This window comes from Clostridium sp. KNHs214 (assembly GCF_000744935.1).
Taxonomy (GTDB): Bacteria; Bacillota; Clostridia; order Clostridiales; family Clostridiaceae; genus Haloimpatiens.
Genome location: NZ_JQMW01000011.1, coordinates 805,763 through 824,059 on the forward strand (window position 1 = coordinate 805,763; position 18,297 = coordinate 824,059).

Consider the following 18,297-nt stretch of genomic DNA (forward strand, 5'->3'; position numbering starts at 1 on the left):
ATATTATTTTCTTTCACTAATTACTTTTTCTTGTATGCTCTTTGGCACCTCTTCATTGTGATCAAATTCCATTGAGTAGTTTCCTCTACCTTGAGTTTTTGATCTTAATGATGTTGCATAACCAAACATTTCTGATAGTGGAACAAATGCTCTAATAACTTGAGCTCCTGCTCTTTGTTCCATTCCTTCTATTTTACCTCTTCTAGAGTTAACGTCTCCCATAACGTCTCCCATATATTCTTCTGGGATAACAATTTCAACTTTCATAACTGGCTCAAGTAATACTGGATCAGCTTTGCTCATAGCGTTTTTGAATGCCATAGAACCAGCTATCTTAAAGGCCATTTCTGAAGAGTCAACGTCATGGTATGAACCATCAAATAATTTAACTTTGAAGTTTACTGCAGGATATCCAGCAACGACACCTGTTTTACATGCTTCTCTTATACCATTTTCTATTGGTGCAATGTACTCTTTTGGTATAGATCCTCCAACAATAGCATCTTCAAATTTAAATACTTCTTCACATGGTTCCATTTCAATCCAACAGTGACCATATTGACCACGTCCACCTGATTGTCTAACGAACTTACCTTCAGCTTTAACAGCTTTTCTAATAGTTTCTTTGTAAGCAACTTGTGGTTGACCTACGTTACATTCAACTTTGAACTCTCTTTGAAGTCTGTCAACAATTATTTCAAGGTGGAGCTCACCCATACCTTCTATAATTGTTTGACCAGTTTCTTGGTTAGTAAATGTTCTAAAAGTTGGATCTTCCTCAGCTAATTTTTGAAGAGCAATACCCATTTTTTCTTGGCCTGCTTTTGTCTTAGGCTCAATAGCAACAGATATAACTGGTTCTGGGAACTCCATGCTTTCTAATATTACTGGACTGTCTTCACTACATAAAGTATCTCCAGTTGTTGTATTCTTAAGACCTATTACAGCTCCTAAATCACCAGCTCTTAATTCTTCTACATCTTTTCTGTGATTTGAGTGCATTTTAACAAGTCTTCCTATTCTTTCTCTTTTACCCTTATTAGAATTTAGTACGTAAGTACCACTTTCCATTATCCCAGAGTAAACTCTTGTGAAAGCTAGTTTTCCTATGAATGGGTCTGTAGCTATCTTAAATGCTAAAGCCGCAAGTGGCTCATTGTCGTCACTGTGTCTTTCTACTTCTTCTTTCGTTTCTGGATCCATGCCTTTTATTGATGGTACATCTAATGGTGATGGTAAATATTTAACTGCAGCGTCAATCATCATTTGTACGCCTTTGTTCTTATATGAAGAACCACATATTACTGGTACTATTTCATTACTACATACACCTTTTCTTATAACAGTGTCAATTTCTTCTACTGTTAATTCTTCTCCATCAAGGTATTTCATCATTAATTCTTCGTCTAATTCAGCAACTGCTTCTAACATTTGTGATCTATAATCTTCTGCTAATTCCTTCATATCTTCTGGAATCTCAGTTGTCTCAAATTCTTTTCCTAAGTCATCTTTATATATTCTAGCATTGTTTTCTATTAAGTCTATTATTCCCGTAAAGTTTTCTTCTTTTCCTATTGGTAATTGTATTGGGACTGCATTAGCATGTAATCTTTCTCTCATCATGCTCACTGCTCTGTAAAAATCTGCTCCTAGTATATCCATTTTATTTATGTATGCTACTCTTGGAACATTATACTTGTCTGCCTGTCTCCATACTGTTTCAGATTGAGGCTCAACACCGCCTTTAGCACAGAATACACCAACAGCACCATCAAGTACTCTTAATGATCTTTCAACTTCAACAGTGAAATCTACGTGTCCTGGTGTGTCAATTATATTAATTACATGGTCTTTCCAATGACAAGTTGTTGCAGCAGAAGTTATAGTTATTCCTCTTTCTTGCTCTTGCTCCATCCAGTCCATTGTTGCACTACCATCGTGAGTTTCTCCAATTTTGTGATTTATTCCTGTGTAGAATAATATACGTTCTGTAGTTGTTGTTTTTCCCGCATCTATATGAGCCATGATTCCTATATTACGGAATTTTTCTAAAGGATATTCTCTTGCCATATGCTTTCCTCCTTCTATCCTGTGAACAATTCAAATTTTAGAAAACTGTTTTGGCCAGGCCAAAACAGTTTTCTGCTAATATCTGTAATGTGCGAAAGCTTTGTTTGCTTCTGCCATCTTATGAGTGTCTTCTCTTTTCTTAACAGCTGCTCCAGTGTTATTAGATGCGTCTAATAATTCTGCTGCAAGTCTATCTCTCATGTATTTTTCGCTTCTTTTTCTAGTAGCGTCAACCAACCATCTTAGACCTAATGTCTGTCTTCTCTCTGGTCTAACTTCTATTGGAACTTGGTAGTTAGCTCCACCTATTCTTCTTGCTTTTACTTCTAAAAGTGGCATGATGTTGTTCATAGCTGTTTCAAATACTTCTATAGCCTCTTTACCTGATTTCTCTGCCATTATATCGAATGCACCGTAAACAATTTTCTGAGCAACACCTTTTTTACCATCTAACATTATTTGGTTTACTAATTTAGTAACAACTTTACTGTTGTACATTGGATCTGGTAATACATCTCTTTTTGCTATATGTCCTTTTCTTGGCACTTTTCTTCCCTCCTTAACATAAAATATTTAAGTTCATCGGTACTCGGCTATTGCCGCAAAGCGCTCTGTCAACCGCACAAAATACAATCTATAATCTATATAAATGCTGATGACATTGCACCATCAATGAGTGAACCTATTTTTTCTTAGGTTTCTTAGCTCCATACTTAGATCTACTTTGCATTCTGTCTGCAACACCAGCAGCATCTAAAGTACCTCTTACAATGTGGTATCTTACACCAGGAAGGTCTTTTACTCTACCTCCTCTTATAAGAACAACACTATGCTCTTGTAAGTTATGTCCTATACCTGGTATGTAAGCTGAAACTTCGTATCCATTTGTTAATCTAACTCTGGCAATTTTTCTTAACGCTGAGTTAGGTTTTTTAGGAGTTGTTGTTTTAACTACTGTACATACTCCTCTTTTTTGTGGACATTCTTTTAAAGCTGGTGAACCAGATTTAGTAACTACTGTCTGTCTGCCTTTTCTAACTAATTGGTTAATAGTTGGCATTTTTACACCTCCTTTTGATGTTTAGCTATATATAAATTATAGTTTTAGCAATTTTCTTTTAATGTACATGCTACTGCCGCACCTACATCAATGCCACAAAGTCGTCCTAGTTCCTTCATAGTGTCTATATATACTATTTCAAGGGATTTATCTTTGGCTAAATTAATTAATGGCTGTATAAGCTTAGATTCAGCATCTTTTGCTACATATAATCTTTCACATTGATTTTCTTTTACAGCTTTCAATGTTTGTTTTGTACCTACTGACTTTTTCCCTATAAGCCTAATGGCCATAGTGAAACCCCCCTTATATGCTATATTACAAAGATAAAGTTTAAAACTTTACCCTTGTAACAAAACTACACAAAGTGTATTTTAACATTTTAAAATATAGATGTCAACAAATTAGCTTTAAGCTTCTATATTATTTTCTTCATCTTCTTCCAAATCCTTGCGATTTAGATTCATTTTTATTCCTCTGTACTTATTCATTCCTGTTCCTGCTGGAATTAACTTACCTATTATAACATTTTCTTTCAAGCCTACTAAAGGATCTATTTTTCCTTTAATAGCTGCATCAGTAAGTACTCTAGTAGTTTCTTGGAATGAAGCTGCGGATAAGAATGAGTCTGTAGCTAAAGCAGCTTTTGTAATTCCTAGTAAAGTTACTTTACCTTCAGCCGGTCTATTTCCCTCTTCTAAAGCCTTGTTATTTTGCTCTTCAAAGTCAAACATGTCTATCATAGTACCTGGTAATAACTCTGTATCTCCAGAATCTTCTATTTTAACTTTCCTAGTCATTTGCCTTACCACTACTTCAAGATGCTTATCATTTATATCAACACCCTGAAGTCTGTAAACTTTCTGTACTTCTGAAAGAAGATAATTTTTAACTGCCTTTATACCTTTGATTCTTAAAATATCATGAGGGTTTATTGAACCTTCTGTTATTTCATCTCCAGCCTCAATTTGTTGCCCATTAGTTACTCTTAATCTCGAACCAAATGGTATATCATAACTAGTTTCTTCTCCTGATTCATTCTTAACGTATACTACTCTTTTCTTTTTAGTTTCTTCAACTCTTACGGTACCTGGCATTTCACTTATTATAGCAAGCCCTTTTGGTTTTCTTGCTTCAAATAATTCCTCAACTCTTGGAAGACCTTGAGTTATATCTGCTCCAGCAACTCCACCAGTATGGAATGTTCTCATTGTAAGCTGAGTTCCCGGTTCACCTATAGATTGAGCTGCTATTATACCAACCGCTTCTCCAATATTTATCTTATTAGCTGTAGCCATGTTCATTCCATAACATTTAGCACAAACTCCAAACTTAGACTTACATGTAAACACTGATCTTATATTAACCTTTTTAACACCAGCTTTTGCCACCTTAGAAGCTGTATTAGCATCTATATATGAATTTTTACTTACTATTACTTCTCCTGATTTAGGATCTAGTATATCTTCAGAGCTATACCTTCCAGTAAGTCTTTCTTCTAAAGTCTCTATTACTTCATTTCCTTCTTTTATTTCTGAAACTGCATATCCTTCTTCTGCACCACAGTCTTCAGTTCTAACTATTACGTCTTGACTTACATCAACAAGTCTTCTCGTTAAATAACCAGAGTCTGCTGTTTTTAATGCAGTATCGGCGTTACCTTTTCTAGCTCCGTGTGTTGAGATAAAATACTCTAATACATCTAGTCCTTCTCTGAATGAAGATCTTATAGGTAATTCTAGTATCTTACCTGATGGACTAGCCATTAATCCTCTCATACCAGCAAGCTGTTTAATCTGGCTCTTGGAACCTCTGGCTCCTGAATCCGCCATCATGTATATAGGATTGAACTTATCAAAGTTATCCATCAATGCATTGGCAACATCCTCTGTAGTCTTAGTCCACTTATCTATTACTCTTTCATATCTTTCTTGCTCTGATATAAAACCTCTTCTATACATCTTTTCAATTTTCTCAACGGCTTTATCAGTTTCCCCTAATAATGTTTTCTTAGCCTCAGGCACGGTCATATCTGATGTGGAAATTGTAATAGCACCTATAGTTGAGTAATGATATCCTGTAGCCTTTATCTTATCTAACATTACTGATGTTCCTGTCGGACCGTATTTAGCATAGCATTTATCAATTATTGTTCCTAAATTCTTCTTACTAACTAGGAAATCAATTTCCAATTTAAACTCATTTTCTGGTATATTTCTATCCACAAATCCTAAATCTTGTGGTATACATTCATTAAATATTAATTTACCAGGTGTAGTTGCTACAATACGTGAAACTTCTTCTCCTTCTATTTCTTTTGTTAATCTCACTTTAATTTTAGCATGTATATCAATTTGACCTAATTGATATGCCATTAAAACTTCTTCGACATTTGAGAATACTCTTCCTTCGCCTTCTGCTCCATCTTTATCTAATGTTAAATAGTAAGAACCTAGCACCATGTCCTGAGTAGGAACACAAACTGGCTTACCATCAGAAGGTTTAAGTATGTTATGAGCTGCTAACATTAAAAATCTAGCTTCTGTTTGTGCTTCAACAGATAAAGGTACGTGTATAGCCATTTGGTCACCATCAAAGTCAGCGTTATATGCTGTACATACTAATGGATGTAATTTTATAGCTCTACCTTCTACAAGCACAGGTTGGAAGGCTTGAATTCCTAATCTGTGAAGAGTCGGTGCACGGTTCAATAACACTGGATGGTCTGTAATAACTTCTTCTAAAACATCCCATACCTCTGTCATTACTCTTTCTACCATTCTCTTGGCACTCTTTATGTTATGAGCTACACCTTTTTCAACTAACTTTTTCATTACAAAAGGCTTAAACAATTCTAAAGCCATTTCTTTTGGGAGACCACACTGATACATTTTAAGTTCCGGTCCTACAACTATAACGGAACGTCCTGAATAGTCAACACGTTTACCAAGTAGGTTTTGTCTGAATCTTCCTTGCTTACCCTTTAACATATCAGATAGAGATTTTAATGGTCTATTTCCTGGACCTGTAACAGGTCTTCCTCTTCTTCCATTATCTATAAGTGAATCCACTGCCTCTTGGAGCATTCGTTTTTCATTTCTAACTATAATATCTGGTGCCCCTAAATCTAACAGCTTTTTCAATCTATTGTTTCTGTTTATAACCCTTCTATATAGGTCATTTAAATCTGAAGTTGCAAATCTTCCACCATCCAATTGAACCATAGGCCTTAAATCTGGTGGTATTACTGGAATCACATCTATTATCATCCATTCTGGATTATTATTAGATTTTCTAAATGATTCTACTACCTCAAGTCTTCTTATAATTCTAACTCTCTTCTGCCCTGTGCTTGTTTCTAGCTCTTCTTTAAGATCTATAGACATATTTTCTAAGTCTAATTCTCCAAGTAAAACCTTTATTGCTTCTGCACCCATTCCTGCAACAAAGCTCTCTTCACCATATTTATCTACAGCTTCTCTATATTCCTTTTCATTTAATAGCTGTTTCTTTAGAAGAGGTGTTTCTTTAGGATCTAAAACTATATATGATGCAAAATATAACACCTTCTCCAAAGATCTTGGAGATACATCCAATATAAGACCCATACGTGATGGTATACCTTTAAAATACCATATGTGGGAAACAGGGGCAGCAAGTTCTATATGCCCCATTCTTTCGCGTCTAACTTTTGCCTTAGTTACCTCTACTCCACATCTATCACAAACAATACCTTTGTATCTTACCCTTTTATACTTTCCACAATGACATTCCCAGTCCTTTATAGGTCCAAATATTCTTTCGCAGAACAATCCGTCTCTTTCAGGTTTTAAAGTTCTATAGTTTATAGTTTCAGGTTTCTTAACTTCTCCCCTTGACCACGCTCTAATTTGTTCTGGTGAAGCTAAGCCTATTTGTATAGCATCAAAATTATTTAATTCAAACAAGGGTACATCCTCCCTTCATAGTATGGAATTATAGATTAATGTTCATCATTAAAATCGTTAAGTTCTAATTCGCTAAAGTCATCTCCAAAAGATAAGTCATATTCTTCTACATTTATATCTAACTCATCTTCTTCTAAATCTTTTTCGTCCACTTCTGTCTCTTCTTCATTAACTTCTGATTTTTCAATACCTACAGGCATTGAATCTTCATTTCCTTCTATATTTATATCTAAATCCTCATCTGCTTTTTCATCTACAGATTCTTTTATCTCTATTTCTTGTTGTTCATCATTTAGAACTTTTACATTTAAGCACAATGCTTGAAGTTCTTTTATAAGAACCTTAAATGATTCTGGTACACCTGGTTCAGGTATATTTTCCCCCTTAACAATAGCTTCATATGTCTTAACTCTACCAACTACATCGTCAGATTTAACTGTTAGTATTTCTTGTAAAGTATATGCTGCACCATAAGCTTCAAGTGCCCAAACCTCCATCTCTCCAAATCTTTGACCTCCAAATTGCGCTTTACCACCTAGAGGTTGTTGAGTTACTAGAGAGTATGGTCCTGTAGATCTAGCATGTATCTTATCATCAACCAAATGGTGAAGTTTTAATATATACATGTAACCTACTGTTACTCTATTATCAAATGGTTCTCCAGTTCTTCCATCATATAAATAAGTTTTTCCATCTTCAGCATATCCTGCTTGTTTTAAACAATCTACTATGTCTTCTTCCATAGCACCATCAAATACAGGAGTTGCTACATGCCAACCCAATTTACTAGCTGCCCATCCTAAATGAACCTCAAGTACCTGACCGATATTCATACGTGAAGGAACGCCTAGTGGGTTCAAGCATATTTGAAGTGGTCTTCCATCTGGTAAGAAAGGCATATCTTCTTCTGGTAAAATTCTAGAAATAACACCCTTATTACCGTGTCTTCCTGCCATTTTATCTCCTATAGATATCTTTCTCTTTTGAGCTATATAACATCTTACAAGTTCATTAACTCCTGGTGGAAGTTCATCTCCATTTTCTCTAGTAAATACTTTTACATCTACTATTATACCAGCTTCTCCATGTGGCACTCTAAGTGAAGTATCTCTAACTTCTCTAGCCTTTTCACCAAATATAGCTCTTAAAAGTCGTTCTTCAGCAGTTAATTCAGTTTCTCCTTTTGGAGTAACCTTTCCTACTAATATATCTCCAGATCGTACCTCTGCACCTATTCTTATTATTCCTCTTTCGTCTATATCTTTAAGTGCATCGTCTCCCACATTTGGTATATCTCTTGTAATTTCTTCTGGTCCTAATTTAGTGTCTCTAGCTTCTGCTTCATATTCTTCTATATGAATGGACGTAAATACATCGTCTCGAACTAGCTGTTCTGAAACAAGCATAGCATCCTCGTAGTTATATCCTTCCCAAGTAATAAAGCCCATACGTATGTTTTTACCTAAAGCTATTTCACCTAAGTCCGTAGATGGACCGTCCGCTAAAACAGATCCAATCTCAAGTTTATCACCTTTATCAACTATAGGTCTTTGATTTATGCATGTTCCTTGGTTAGATCTCTTGAACTTAAGTAATTTATATTTATCGATACCGCCATCTTTATCTCTTTTAACTCTTATCTCTTCAGCATCCACATAAACTACTGTTCCTGCATTTTTAGCTTTTGGTAAAACTCCTGAGTCTACTGCCGCTTTAAACTCTATTCCAGTTCCTACTACCGGTGCCTGTGGTTTTAATAGTGGTACCGCCTGACGTTGCATGTTTGATCCCATAAGAGCACGGCTGGCGTCATCATTTTCTAGGAATGGAATCATAGCAGTAGCAACAGAAACTATTTGTCTTGGTGATATATCTATTACATCAACCTCTTCTCTAGGCACTATTAAAACTTCTTCTTTATATCTAACTGTTATTTTATCGTCAACAAAATGCCCATTTTCATCAATAGGTTCATTAGCTTGAGCCACTAGGAATCCGTCTTCTTCATCAGCAGTAAAATATCTAATTTCATCAGTTATTTTTCCTGCTTTCTTATCTATAATTCTATATGGAGTTTCTATAAATCCATACTCATTTACTCTAGCATAAGCAGCAAGTGAGTTTATAAGACCTATGTTTGGTCCTTCTGGAGTTTCTATTGGACACATTCTACCATAGTGAGAATAGTGAACGTCTCTTACTTCAAAACCAGCTCTTTCCCTTGAAAGACCCCCTGGTCCTAACGCTGACAACCTTCTCTTGTGTGTCAGCTCAGATAATGGGTTAGTTTGATCCATAAACTGTGAAAGCTGAGAGCTTCCAAAGAACTCTTTAATAGCCGCAGCTACTGGTCTTATATTAATAAGTGCTTGAGGAGTTATTCCTTCTTGGTCTTGAATAGTCATTCTTTCTTTAACTACTCTTTCCATTCTAGATAAACCAATTCTAAATTGGTTTTGTAGTAATTCTCCTACAGCTCTTAATCTTCTATTTCCCAAATGATCTATATCATCTGTGTCACCTATTCCATAAGGCAATCCTAATTGATAACTTATTGTTGCAAATATATCGTCTTTAGTTATATGTTTTGGAATAAGTTTATATATATTTTTTCTTATTTCTGACTTGATAGTTTCCTCATCACTATAACTTTCTAGTATTCCTTTTAAAGTCGGATAGTGTACAAGTTCCCTTATATTCAAATCATCAATATTAAAGTTTATATGTTCACGTATATCTACAAAGTTATTTCCTATAACTCTTACAACTCTGTCTTCTACTTTTATGTCTACTACATTAATACCTAAGTTTTGTATCTTCTTAGCAGTTTCTCTATCTATTTTTTCTCCGCTCTCTATAATGATTTCTCCAGTAGAAGGATTAACTATATCATTAGCTGCTACTTCATTAGCTATTCTTAAGTTTAATGAAAGTTTCTTATTAAACTTGTATCTTCCAACCTTAGATAAATCATATCTTTTAGCATCAAAAAATAACGAATCAATAAGAGATATTGCACTTTCTACCGTTGGCGGTTCCCCTGGTCTTAACCTCTTATATATTTCTAATAGAGCTTCTTCGGTATTTTTGGTATTGTCTTTTTCTATAGTTGCTTTTAATCTTTCCTCTTCTCCAAAGAAATCAGTTAATTGTATATCTGATCCGCAACCCATTGCTCTTGCAAGAATTGATATAGGTAATTTTCTAGTTTTGTCAATTCTTACATATATTACATCATTAGAGTCGGTTTCATACTCTAACCATGCACCTCTATTTGGTATGACAGTTGAAGAAAATAACTTTTTACCTGTCTTATCAAATGATGAAGAATAATAAACTCCTGGTGATCTGACTAATTGGCTTACGATTACTCTTTCGGCACCATTAATTACAAAAGTACCTTGTTCCGTCATTAAAGGGAAGTCTCCCATGAAAACTTCCTGCTCCTTTATCTCTCCTGTCTCCTTGTTAAGTAATCTTATCTTAACTTTTAACGGTGCTGAATATGTGGTGTCTCTTTCTTTACATTCTTCCACGTAATACTTGATGTTATCAATGTCTAGCTTATAACCTACGAATTCTAGAACAAGATTTCCTGTGTAGTCCTGAATAGGATTTATATCGTCGAATACCTCTTGAAGTCCTTCTTCTAAGAACCATTTGTAGGAATCTAATTGAATTTCAATTAGATTTGGCATTTTTGCTGTTTCCTTAACCTTTGAAAAGCTCATTCTTGTTCTCTTACCAACCTGGATAGGATGTACCATCAAATTTCACCCCTTGTATATACTAAAATAACCATAAACACCAATTTTATTAGCAATCAGTGTAAATGGATTAAAACATTACCATCTAGTTATTATAACCATTTTGTATAAAAAAATACAATTTTTCATTTTTCGATAATTATCAATGCATTTAGTTATGTTATCACAAATGAACCTTCATGTCAATATATTTTTTTGCAAAGAATGGAATATTGAGAATAAAAAAAGGCACTCATAAAAGTGCCTTTTTATAAAGAAATATTATTTTATTTCAACTGTTGCTCCAACTTCTTCTAATTTAGCTTTCATAGCTTCTGCATCATCTTTAGATACGCCTTCTTTTAATGTCTTAGGAGCTCCGTCTACTATTTCTTTAGCTTCTTTTAATCCAAGACCAGTTATTTCTCTAACAGCTTTAATAACTTTGATCTTTTGTGCACCTGCACTACCTAATACAACTTCGAATTCAGTTTTTTCTTCAGCTGCTCCAGCTGCTGCTCCAGCTGCTCCAGCAACTGCTACAGGTGCTGCTGCACTTACTCCGAATTCTTCTTCACATGCTTTTACTAATTCATTTAATTCTAAAACAGACATTTCTTTTATAGCTTGAATTATATCTTCTCTTGTCATTTAAAATGCACCTCCAAATTTTCTTAATTTATTATTCTTGTTCAGATTCTTGTTTTTCCTTTACAGCATTTAGTAAGTAAACAAGATTTGATAATGGAGCCTTGAAGCTTCCAAGAAGTTTTGCAAGTAAAACTTCTTTTGGTGGTATTGATGCAAGCTCTTTAACTTTAGCTTCATCAAATATTTCACCTTGAACTATTCCTGCTTTAAGTTCCAATTTTTTATGGTCCTTAGCAAAATCGTTCAATACTCTTGCTGGCGCAGTTGGATCTTCATATCCAAAAGCTATTGAAAGTGGCCCATTTAGGTATTCAACTATTCCTTCATGTCCTAATTCTTTCGCAGCTAAGGTTACTAATGTGTTTTTATAAACTTTATATTCAACACCAGCTTCTCTTAATCTCTTTCTTAGTTCAGTATCTTCCTCAACCGTCAATCCTTGGTATTTTGCAAGAATTATTCCTTGAGCTTTTTCTAATTTCCCCTTGATTTCCTGAACTTTTTCTTCTTTTAATTGTCTATTCTTGTTCACAGAGTCCACCTCCTTACAGTATAGAACTGTGTATAAAAATTAAAGTCTCTCCGCAGACGCGAAGAGACCACATATTTCATATATTGGAATCCTCGGTAGGTTGTTAACCGTTATGCGTTCGTTGCACCTACTGTCTACGGAATTATTACTTATTCACTTTTAAGACTTTATGATTATATCATCAATTTAAATTTATGTCAATATTAATCTAGTGCTTTAACTGGATTAATTTTAACTCCTGGTCCCATTGTACTTGATATAGAAATTGATTTAATATATTGTCCCTTAAGAGCTGCTGGCTTAGCTTTTATTATAGCTTCCATTAAAGCACGTAAGTTTTCTGACAATTTTTCAACACCAAATGAGGCCTTTCCAACTGGAACGTGGATTATAGCAGTTTTATCAACTCTATACTCAACTTTACCAGCTTTTATTTCACTTATAGCTTTAGCTACATCAAATGTTACTGTGCCTGATTTTGGGTTTGGCATCAATCCCTTAGGTCCAAGAATTCTACCTAATCTACCAACAACACCCATCATATCTGGAGTTGCAACAACCACATCAAAATCAAACCAGTTTTGGCTTTGTATTTTTTGAGCTAATTCTTCAGCTCCTACATACTCTGCTCCAGCTGCTTCTGCTTCTTTAGCTTTATCACCTTTTGCAAAAACTAAAACCTTAACAGTTTTACCTGTTCCGTGTGGAAGCACTACTGCTCCTCTAACTTGTTGATCTGCATGTCTTGGGTCTACTCCAAGTCTTACAGCCAACTCTATTGTTTCATCAAATTTAGCTTTTGAAGTTTTAACAGCTAAATCTAATGCTTCTCCAGCAGTGTATAGAGTGTTTCTATCCACTAGCTTTGAACTTTCTTGGTATTTCTTACCTACTTTTGCCATTACTATTCCTCCTTTGTGGTTTTAACGGTTTTACCTCCCACTTTAATTAGAAAAATAATCAAATTACTCTTCTATTGTTATGCCCATACTTCTTGCAGTACCTTCAACCATTCTCATAGCTGCTTCAACTGATCCTGCATTTAAGTCTGGCATTTTAACTTCAGCAATTTCTCTTACTTGAGCCTTAGTTACTTTAGCAACTTTCTTTTTGTTAGGCTCTCCAGAACCACTCTCTACTCCTGCAGCTTTCTTTAATAATACTGCTGCTGGTGGAGTTTTAAGAATAAAACTGAAAGATCTGTCTTGATATACAGTTATAACAACTGGTATTATCATTCCTGCTTGATTTGCAGTTTTAGCGTTAAATTCTTTACAGAATCCCATTATATTAACACCGTGTTGTCCTAGTGCTGGTCCAACTGGTGGTGCTGGGCTCGCCTTACCTGCAGGAAGTTGAAGTTTTATTAATCCCATTACTTTTTTAGCCATGAATTGACACCTCCTATAATGTGGTGATACGGATAAAATCCTCCCACTTATTCAACTTCATCTGTAAGTGTTAATCAATTTTTTTTATTTGATTAAATTCAAGTTCAGCAAGTATTTCCCTGCCAAACATATTAACTAATCCTTTTACTGTACCTTTTTCTATGTTTATTTCTTGAATTGAAGCTACAAATTCCTCCAGTGGTCCTGATACAACTTTTACGCTTTCGCCAATTTCTAAGTCGATATCCACCGGCTTATCCTTTATTCCCATTGTTCTTATTTCTTCTTCAGTAAGAGGCACTGGCTTTGATCCTGGGCCTACAAACCCTGTAACTCCTCTAGTATTTCTTACAACATACCAAGATTCATCATTCATTATCATTTTAATCAATACATATCCTGGGAATATTTTCTTCAAAGTAATCTTTTTCTTTCCATCTTTTTCTTCAACTTGTTCCTCCATAGGAACTTGTATATCAAGTATTAAACTCTGTAGATTTCTATTTTCTATTGTTTTTTCCAAATTTACTTTTACTTTATTTTCATATCCTGAATATGTATGAACTACATACCATTTAGCTTCTTCCGGCATAATTCAAGGGTTCGGTGTAACCTAACCCCTACCTCCTTTTTTTTACTTATTTAAAAATACCAAATTAAAGAGGCTGGCAAAACCTTTATCCATTAAGCCTGTAATTGCTACAAATATAGCACAAAATACTATTACTGCTATAGTTGACTTTTTAATGTCTTCTTTTGTTGGCCAAGTAAATCTTCTAAATTCAGCTTTTAAACCTTTGAAAAAGCCTATTATACCTCTATCGGTTATATGAGACTTATCTTTCATTTCTACATTACTAGCCATTAATTTCACATCCTTTTTGCACTACACTATTTTGTTTCTTTATGAAGTGTATGCTTATGGCAGAATTTACAGTATTTTTGCATTTCAACTCTGTCAGGGTTGTTTTTCTTGTTTTTCATTGTATTATAATTTCTTTGTTTGCACTCTGTGCAAGCTAAAGTTACTTTAACTCTCATTATTTCCACCTCCCGATTTACGTATATAGCTAAACGTAAAACGCTTAATCTTAGTTGTAAAAACAATAACATATTATATCAAGCATTAGAGTTAACACAATACTTTTAAATAATGTATTTTAAAAATATATTATTTCTAGCATACATAAGCGTATTTTACTATAAAATTAAGGTACTTAGTTAATTTATCACAACTTAGCCTTCATGTCAACATAAGTTGCATCTTAAAGTATTTGCATTTTTAGCAACTTTATAATATATTAACTAAATTTGATAATTTTATACCAAATACAATAATTATATCATTATAAAGGACTAGGTCTAGAAACCTAGTCCTAATGTTGACTCTTTAATATTATTCAACTATAGTAGTAACGACTCCTGAACCTACAGTTCTTCCGCCTTCTCTTATAGCAAATCTTAGTCCTTCTTCCATAGCTACTTGAGTTATTAACTCAACATTCATGTCGATGTGGTCTCCTGGCATAACCATTTCTACTCCTTCTGGTAATGCTATTGAACCTGTTACATCTGTTGTTCTGAAGTAGAATTGTGGTCTGTATCCGTTAAAGAATGGTGTATGTCTTCCACCTTCTTCTTTCTTTAATACGTACACTTGACCTACGAATTTCTTGTGTGGGTGTACTGTATTTGGTTTTGCTAATACTTGACCTCTTTCGATGTCTGCTCTTTGGATACCTCTTAATAATGCTCCGATGTTATCTCCAGCCATTGCTTCATCTAGTAACTTTCTGAACATTTCTACTCCTGTTACTACTACTTTTCTCTTTTCTTCACTTAGTCCAACAATTTCTACTTCGTCTCCTACGTGTAGTACTCCTCTTTCTACTCTTCCTGTTGCAACTGTTCCTCTTCCTGTTATTGTGAATACATCTTCTACTGGCATTAAGAACTCTTTGTCTGTTGCTCTTTCTGGTGTTGGTATATATTCATCTACTGATGCCATTAATTCATAGATGCATGCTGTTTTTCCTTCATCATCTGGGTTTTGTAATGCTTCTAATGCTGATCCTGTTATTACTGGACATCCGTCTCCGTCAAATCCATACTCGCTTAGTAATTCTCTTACTTCCATTTCTACTAATTCTAATAATTCTGGATCATCTACCATATCTGCTTTGTTTAAGAATACTACTATGTGGTTAACTCCAACTCTTGATGCTAGTAGTATATGTTCTCTTGTTTGTGGCATTGGACCATCTGCTGCACTTACTACTAGTATTGCTCCATCCATTTGTGCTGCTCCTGTTATCATGTTCTTTACATAGTCAGCATGGCCTGGGCAGTCTACGTGTGCATAGTGTCTGTTGTCTGTTTCATATTCTACGTGTGATGTATTGATTGTGATTCCTCTTTCTTTTTCTTCTGGTGCCTTGTCTATTTCGTCATATTTTGTTGCTTCTGCTTTTCCTGTCTTTGATAATACTGTTGTTATTGCTGCTGTTAATGTTGTCTTACCGTGGTCTACGTGACCTATTGTTCCTATATTTACGTGTGGTTTACTTCTTTCAAATTTTGACTTTGCCATTGTTCTTCCTCCTTACCTTATAAATAAACTTGCCCTGGTGTGTTGTATAGTTTTGTAACCTGGAGCCCATAACCGGGATTGAACCGGTGACCTCTACCTTACCAAGGTAGCACTCTACCTACTGAGCTATATGGGCAATTTATATTAAGAGCGGGAAACGGGGTTCGAACCCGCGGCCACTAGCTTGGGAAGCTAGTGCTCTACCAACTGAGCTACTCCCGCTAGTTTTAAAATATTATTTATACCAATTATTAATTTTACTATTGGAAATTTTCTTTGTCAATATTTAATTTTACCTTTTACTAAGACATTTTTCTAATTTTCTTTTAACCCTTTGAAGAGCATTATCTATAGACTTAGCATGCCTATCTAAATCACAAGCTATTTCTTGATAAGATTTTCCATCTAAATAGGACATCAAGACTTCCATCTCAAGGTCTGAAAGTATTTGACCTATTTCTGTTTCAATATGGTTAACTTCTTCTTTGCTTATAACTAATTCCTCAGGATCTGTAACTTTTATTCCAGATAATATATCTAATAATGTCCTGTCAGATTCTTCATCATATATTGGCTTATTTAAAGATATATATGTATTTAAAGGTATATGTTTTTGTCTTGTGGCTGTCTTAATAGCTGTAATTATTTGCCTGGTTACGCATAGTTCTGCAAAAGCTTTAAAAGAAGAAAGCTTATCTGGTTTAAAATCTCTAATAGCTTTATATAATCCAATCATTCCCTCTTGATAAATATCTTCCTTATCTGCACCAATTAGAAAATATGATTTAGATTTAGCTTTAACAAAATTTTTATATTTATTTATTAAATATTCTTGAGCAACACTATCCCCTTGCTTTGCTTCCATAACAATCTCTTCGTCTAACCTATTTTCAAATGGAAAATTAGCTCCTTCAACCTCTGGTATTTTATTCACCCAAATCCCCTCCAAGCCAAATATACACCACACTCACCATTATACATTAAGCCTTTTTCTATAGTCAAGTAAATTCAATTATTTCTGCGGATTTTTTCAAGTTTTTCCAATGTTTCCTTATCAACTACATCTTCTAACCAAGTTCTGTTTATTGAATACTCCTTTTGAGTCGTTATGTTAATTTTTGTTCTTATATTATTTATCTCACACCTAAATTCTATAGAAGACATTCTTGTAGCACCCCTTTGAAATGCTAATTGTTGTTCTAACGAATCAGAAGTAACTACTAAAACGTCTTTTTTTCTCCCTATATTATTTACACTTTTTTCAATAAAACTATCTGCTGTTTCTCCTTCTTTAGTAAAAACAACTATGACATTACCTATTTTTTCTCTTTTTTCAATACTGCCTACTACCATATGAGCATCGAAAACTACAAAAACCTTATAGCCTTTATAAACAGCATATTCTTGTACTGTATCTATTAATTGATTTCTTGCCCCTTCCAGGCTATGATCTTTAGTTTTCCTAAGCTCTGGCCAGCTATTTATTACATTATAGCCATCTATATAAACGTACCTCATTTTATCCTTTGTTTTAATATCTCATACATTATTATCCCACCAGCTACTGATGCATTCAATGAATTTATTTGTCCTGCCATAGGTATTTTTACTAATATATCACATTTTTCTTTAGTTAGTTTTGAAACTCCATGACCTTCACTTCCTATAACTAATGCCACTGCACCGGAGAAGTTTACATTAAAACAGTAATCCTTTCCTGACATGTCAGCTCCATAAACCCAAACTCCCTGTTCTTTAAGTTCATCAATTGCATTGTTTACATTAGTTACTTTAGCAATTTTCACGTGTTCAATAGCACCTGCGGAAGATTTATATACCGTTGGAGTTACTCCTACATTTCTTCTTTTAGGTATTATTATTCCATGTACTCCACAAACCTCTGCTGTTCTTATAATTGAACCAAAATTGTGGGGATCCTCTATTTCATCTAAAATAATTATAAAAGGACTTTCTTCTTTTTCTTTTGCATAGTCTAATATATCTTTTAAATCACAATACTCATATGGAGTAACTACTGCAATGACCCCTTGATGAGCTCCCGTTTGACATATACTATCTAATTTCTTCTTATCTACTTCTTTTATTACTATTTTTCTATCTCTAGCAATCCTTATAAGTTCTCTTATACTTCCTGTTTTTTCTCCCCTTGAAACCATTATATATTCTATGGTTCTTCCGCCTTTTACAGCTTCCATCACAGGATTTCTTCCCTCAATCAATTCCTCCCTTATAGGCGCATTATTTCTACTTTCCATATATACACTCCTTCAATTTTTTCATGTTGTATAT

General features: G+C 34.3%; 17 protein-coding genes, 2 tRNA genes and 1 other annotated feature. All 19 genes read right to left on the reverse strand.

Features of this window, described 5'->3' with window-relative positions; translation table 11 throughout:
* Positions 1 to 3 precede the first annotated feature (3 nt).
* Entirely contained in the window at positions 4 to 2,070 is a 2,067-nt protein-coding gene (gene fusA, locus CC89_RS12375; protein ID WP_035292554.1) for an elongation factor G, read from the reverse strand.
* Between the two features lie 75 nt (positions 2,071 to 2,145).
* Entirely contained in the window at positions 2,146 to 2,616 is a 471-nt protein-coding gene (gene rpsG, locus CC89_RS12380; RefSeq protein ID WP_035292561.1) for a 30S ribosomal protein S7, read from the reverse strand.
* Between the two features lie 136 nt (positions 2,617 to 2,752).
* Entirely contained in the window at positions 2,753 to 3,130 is a 378-nt protein-coding gene (rpsL, locus tag CC89_RS12385) for a 30S ribosomal protein S12 (protein WP_035292564.1), read from the reverse strand.
* Positions 3,131 to 3,174: 44 nt separating this feature from the next.
* The gene (locus CC89_RS12390; RefSeq protein WP_035292566.1) at positions 3,175 to 3,423 is read right to left on the reverse strand and encodes a ribosomal L7Ae/L30e/S12e/Gadd45 family protein; all 249 of its coding nucleotides are present in this window, start codon (positions 3,421 to 3,423) and stop codon (positions 3,175 to 3,177) included.
* Positions 3,424 to 3,540: 117 nt separating this feature from the next.
* A complete protein-coding gene (gene rpoC, locus CC89_RS12395) occupies positions 3,541 to 7,077 on the reverse strand; it encodes a DNA-directed RNA polymerase subunit beta' (RefSeq protein ID WP_035292568.1) in 3,537 nt (1,178 codons plus the stop codon).
* 35 nt (positions 7,078 to 7,112) lie between these two features.
* Positions 7,113 to 10,844 (reverse strand): DNA-directed RNA polymerase subunit beta, encoded by a 3,732-nt coding sequence (gene rpoB, locus CC89_RS12400; RefSeq protein ID WP_035292570.1) that lies wholly within the window; start codon positions 10,842 to 10,844, stop codon positions 7,113 to 7,115.
* Between the two features lie 261 nt (positions 10,845 to 11,105).
* The gene (rplL, locus tag CC89_RS12405) at positions 11,106 to 11,474 is read right to left on the reverse strand and encodes a 50S ribosomal protein L7/L12 (RefSeq protein ID WP_035292572.1); all 369 of its coding nucleotides are present in this window, start codon (positions 11,472 to 11,474) and stop codon (positions 11,106 to 11,108) included.
* Between the two features lie 31 nt (positions 11,475 to 11,505).
* A complete protein-coding gene (rplJ, locus tag CC89_RS12410; protein WP_035292574.1) occupies positions 11,506 to 12,006 on the reverse strand; it encodes a 50S ribosomal protein L10 in 501 nt (166 codons plus the stop codon).
* 29 nt (positions 12,007 to 12,035) lie between these two features.
* Positions 12,036 to 12,164 (reverse strand) — a sequence feature (ribosomal protein L10 leader region).
* Positions 12,165 to 12,209: 45 nt separating this feature from the next.
* The gene (gene rplA, locus CC89_RS12415) at positions 12,210 to 12,908 is read right to left on the reverse strand and encodes a 50S ribosomal protein L1 (protein ID WP_035292576.1); all 699 of its coding nucleotides are present in this window, start codon (positions 12,906 to 12,908) and stop codon (positions 12,210 to 12,212) included.
* A gap of 63 nt (positions 12,909 to 12,971) precedes the next feature.
* Entirely contained in the window at positions 12,972 to 13,397 is a 426-nt protein-coding gene (rplK, locus tag CC89_RS12420; RefSeq protein ID WP_035292579.1) for a 50S ribosomal protein L11, read from the reverse strand.
* Between the two features lie 70 nt (positions 13,398 to 13,467).
* Positions 13,468 to 13,989, reverse strand: coding sequence for a transcription termination/antitermination protein NusG (gene nusG / locus CC89_RS12425; RefSeq protein WP_035292582.1), 522 nt, complete (start codon positions 13,987 to 13,989; stop codon positions 13,468 to 13,470).
* Between the two features lie 42 nt (positions 13,990 to 14,031).
* Positions 14,032 to 14,262, reverse strand: coding sequence for a preprotein translocase subunit SecE (gene secE, locus CC89_RS12430; RefSeq protein WP_035292584.1), 231 nt, complete (start codon positions 14,260 to 14,262; stop codon positions 14,032 to 14,034).
* Positions 14,263 to 14,288: 26 nt separating this feature from the next.
* A complete protein-coding gene (gene rpmG, locus CC89_RS12435; protein ID WP_035292587.1) occupies positions 14,289 to 14,438 on the reverse strand; it encodes a 50S ribosomal protein L33 in 150 nt (49 codons plus the stop codon).
* 355 nt (positions 14,439 to 14,793) lie between these two features.
* Positions 14,794 to 15,987, reverse strand: a complete 1,194-nt coding sequence (gene tuf / locus CC89_RS12440; RefSeq protein WP_035292552.1) for an elongation factor Tu — start codon at positions 15,985 to 15,987, stop codon at positions 14,794 to 14,796.
* 60 nt (positions 15,988 to 16,047) lie between these two features.
* Positions 16,048 to 16,123, reverse strand: a tRNA-Thr gene (locus CC89_RS12445).
* Between the two features lie 13 nt (positions 16,124 to 16,136).
* Positions 16,137 to 16,209, reverse strand: a tRNA-Gly gene (locus tag CC89_RS12450).
* A gap of 70 nt (positions 16,210 to 16,279) precedes the next feature.
* Positions 16,280 to 16,921, reverse strand: coding sequence for an RNA polymerase sporulation sigma factor SigH (gene sigH / locus CC89_RS12455; RefSeq protein WP_051931753.1), 642 nt, complete (start codon positions 16,919 to 16,921; stop codon positions 16,280 to 16,282).
* A 74-nt stretch (positions 16,922 to 16,995) separates the two neighbouring features.
* Positions 16,996 to 17,505: an NYN domain-containing protein gene (locus CC89_RS12460; protein WP_035292589.1), complete on the reverse strand. Its 510-nt coding sequence runs from the start codon at positions 17,503 to 17,505 to the stop codon at positions 16,996 to 16,998.
* A complete protein-coding gene (rlmB, locus tag CC89_RS12465; protein ID WP_035292593.1) occupies positions 17,502 to 18,263 on the reverse strand; it encodes a 23S rRNA (guanosine(2251)-2'-O)-methyltransferase RlmB in 762 nt (253 codons plus the stop codon). The genes CC89_RS12460 and rlmB overlap by 4 nt, the downstream gene beginning before the upstream one ends.
* Positions 18,264 to 18,297: the final 34 nt, after the last annotated feature.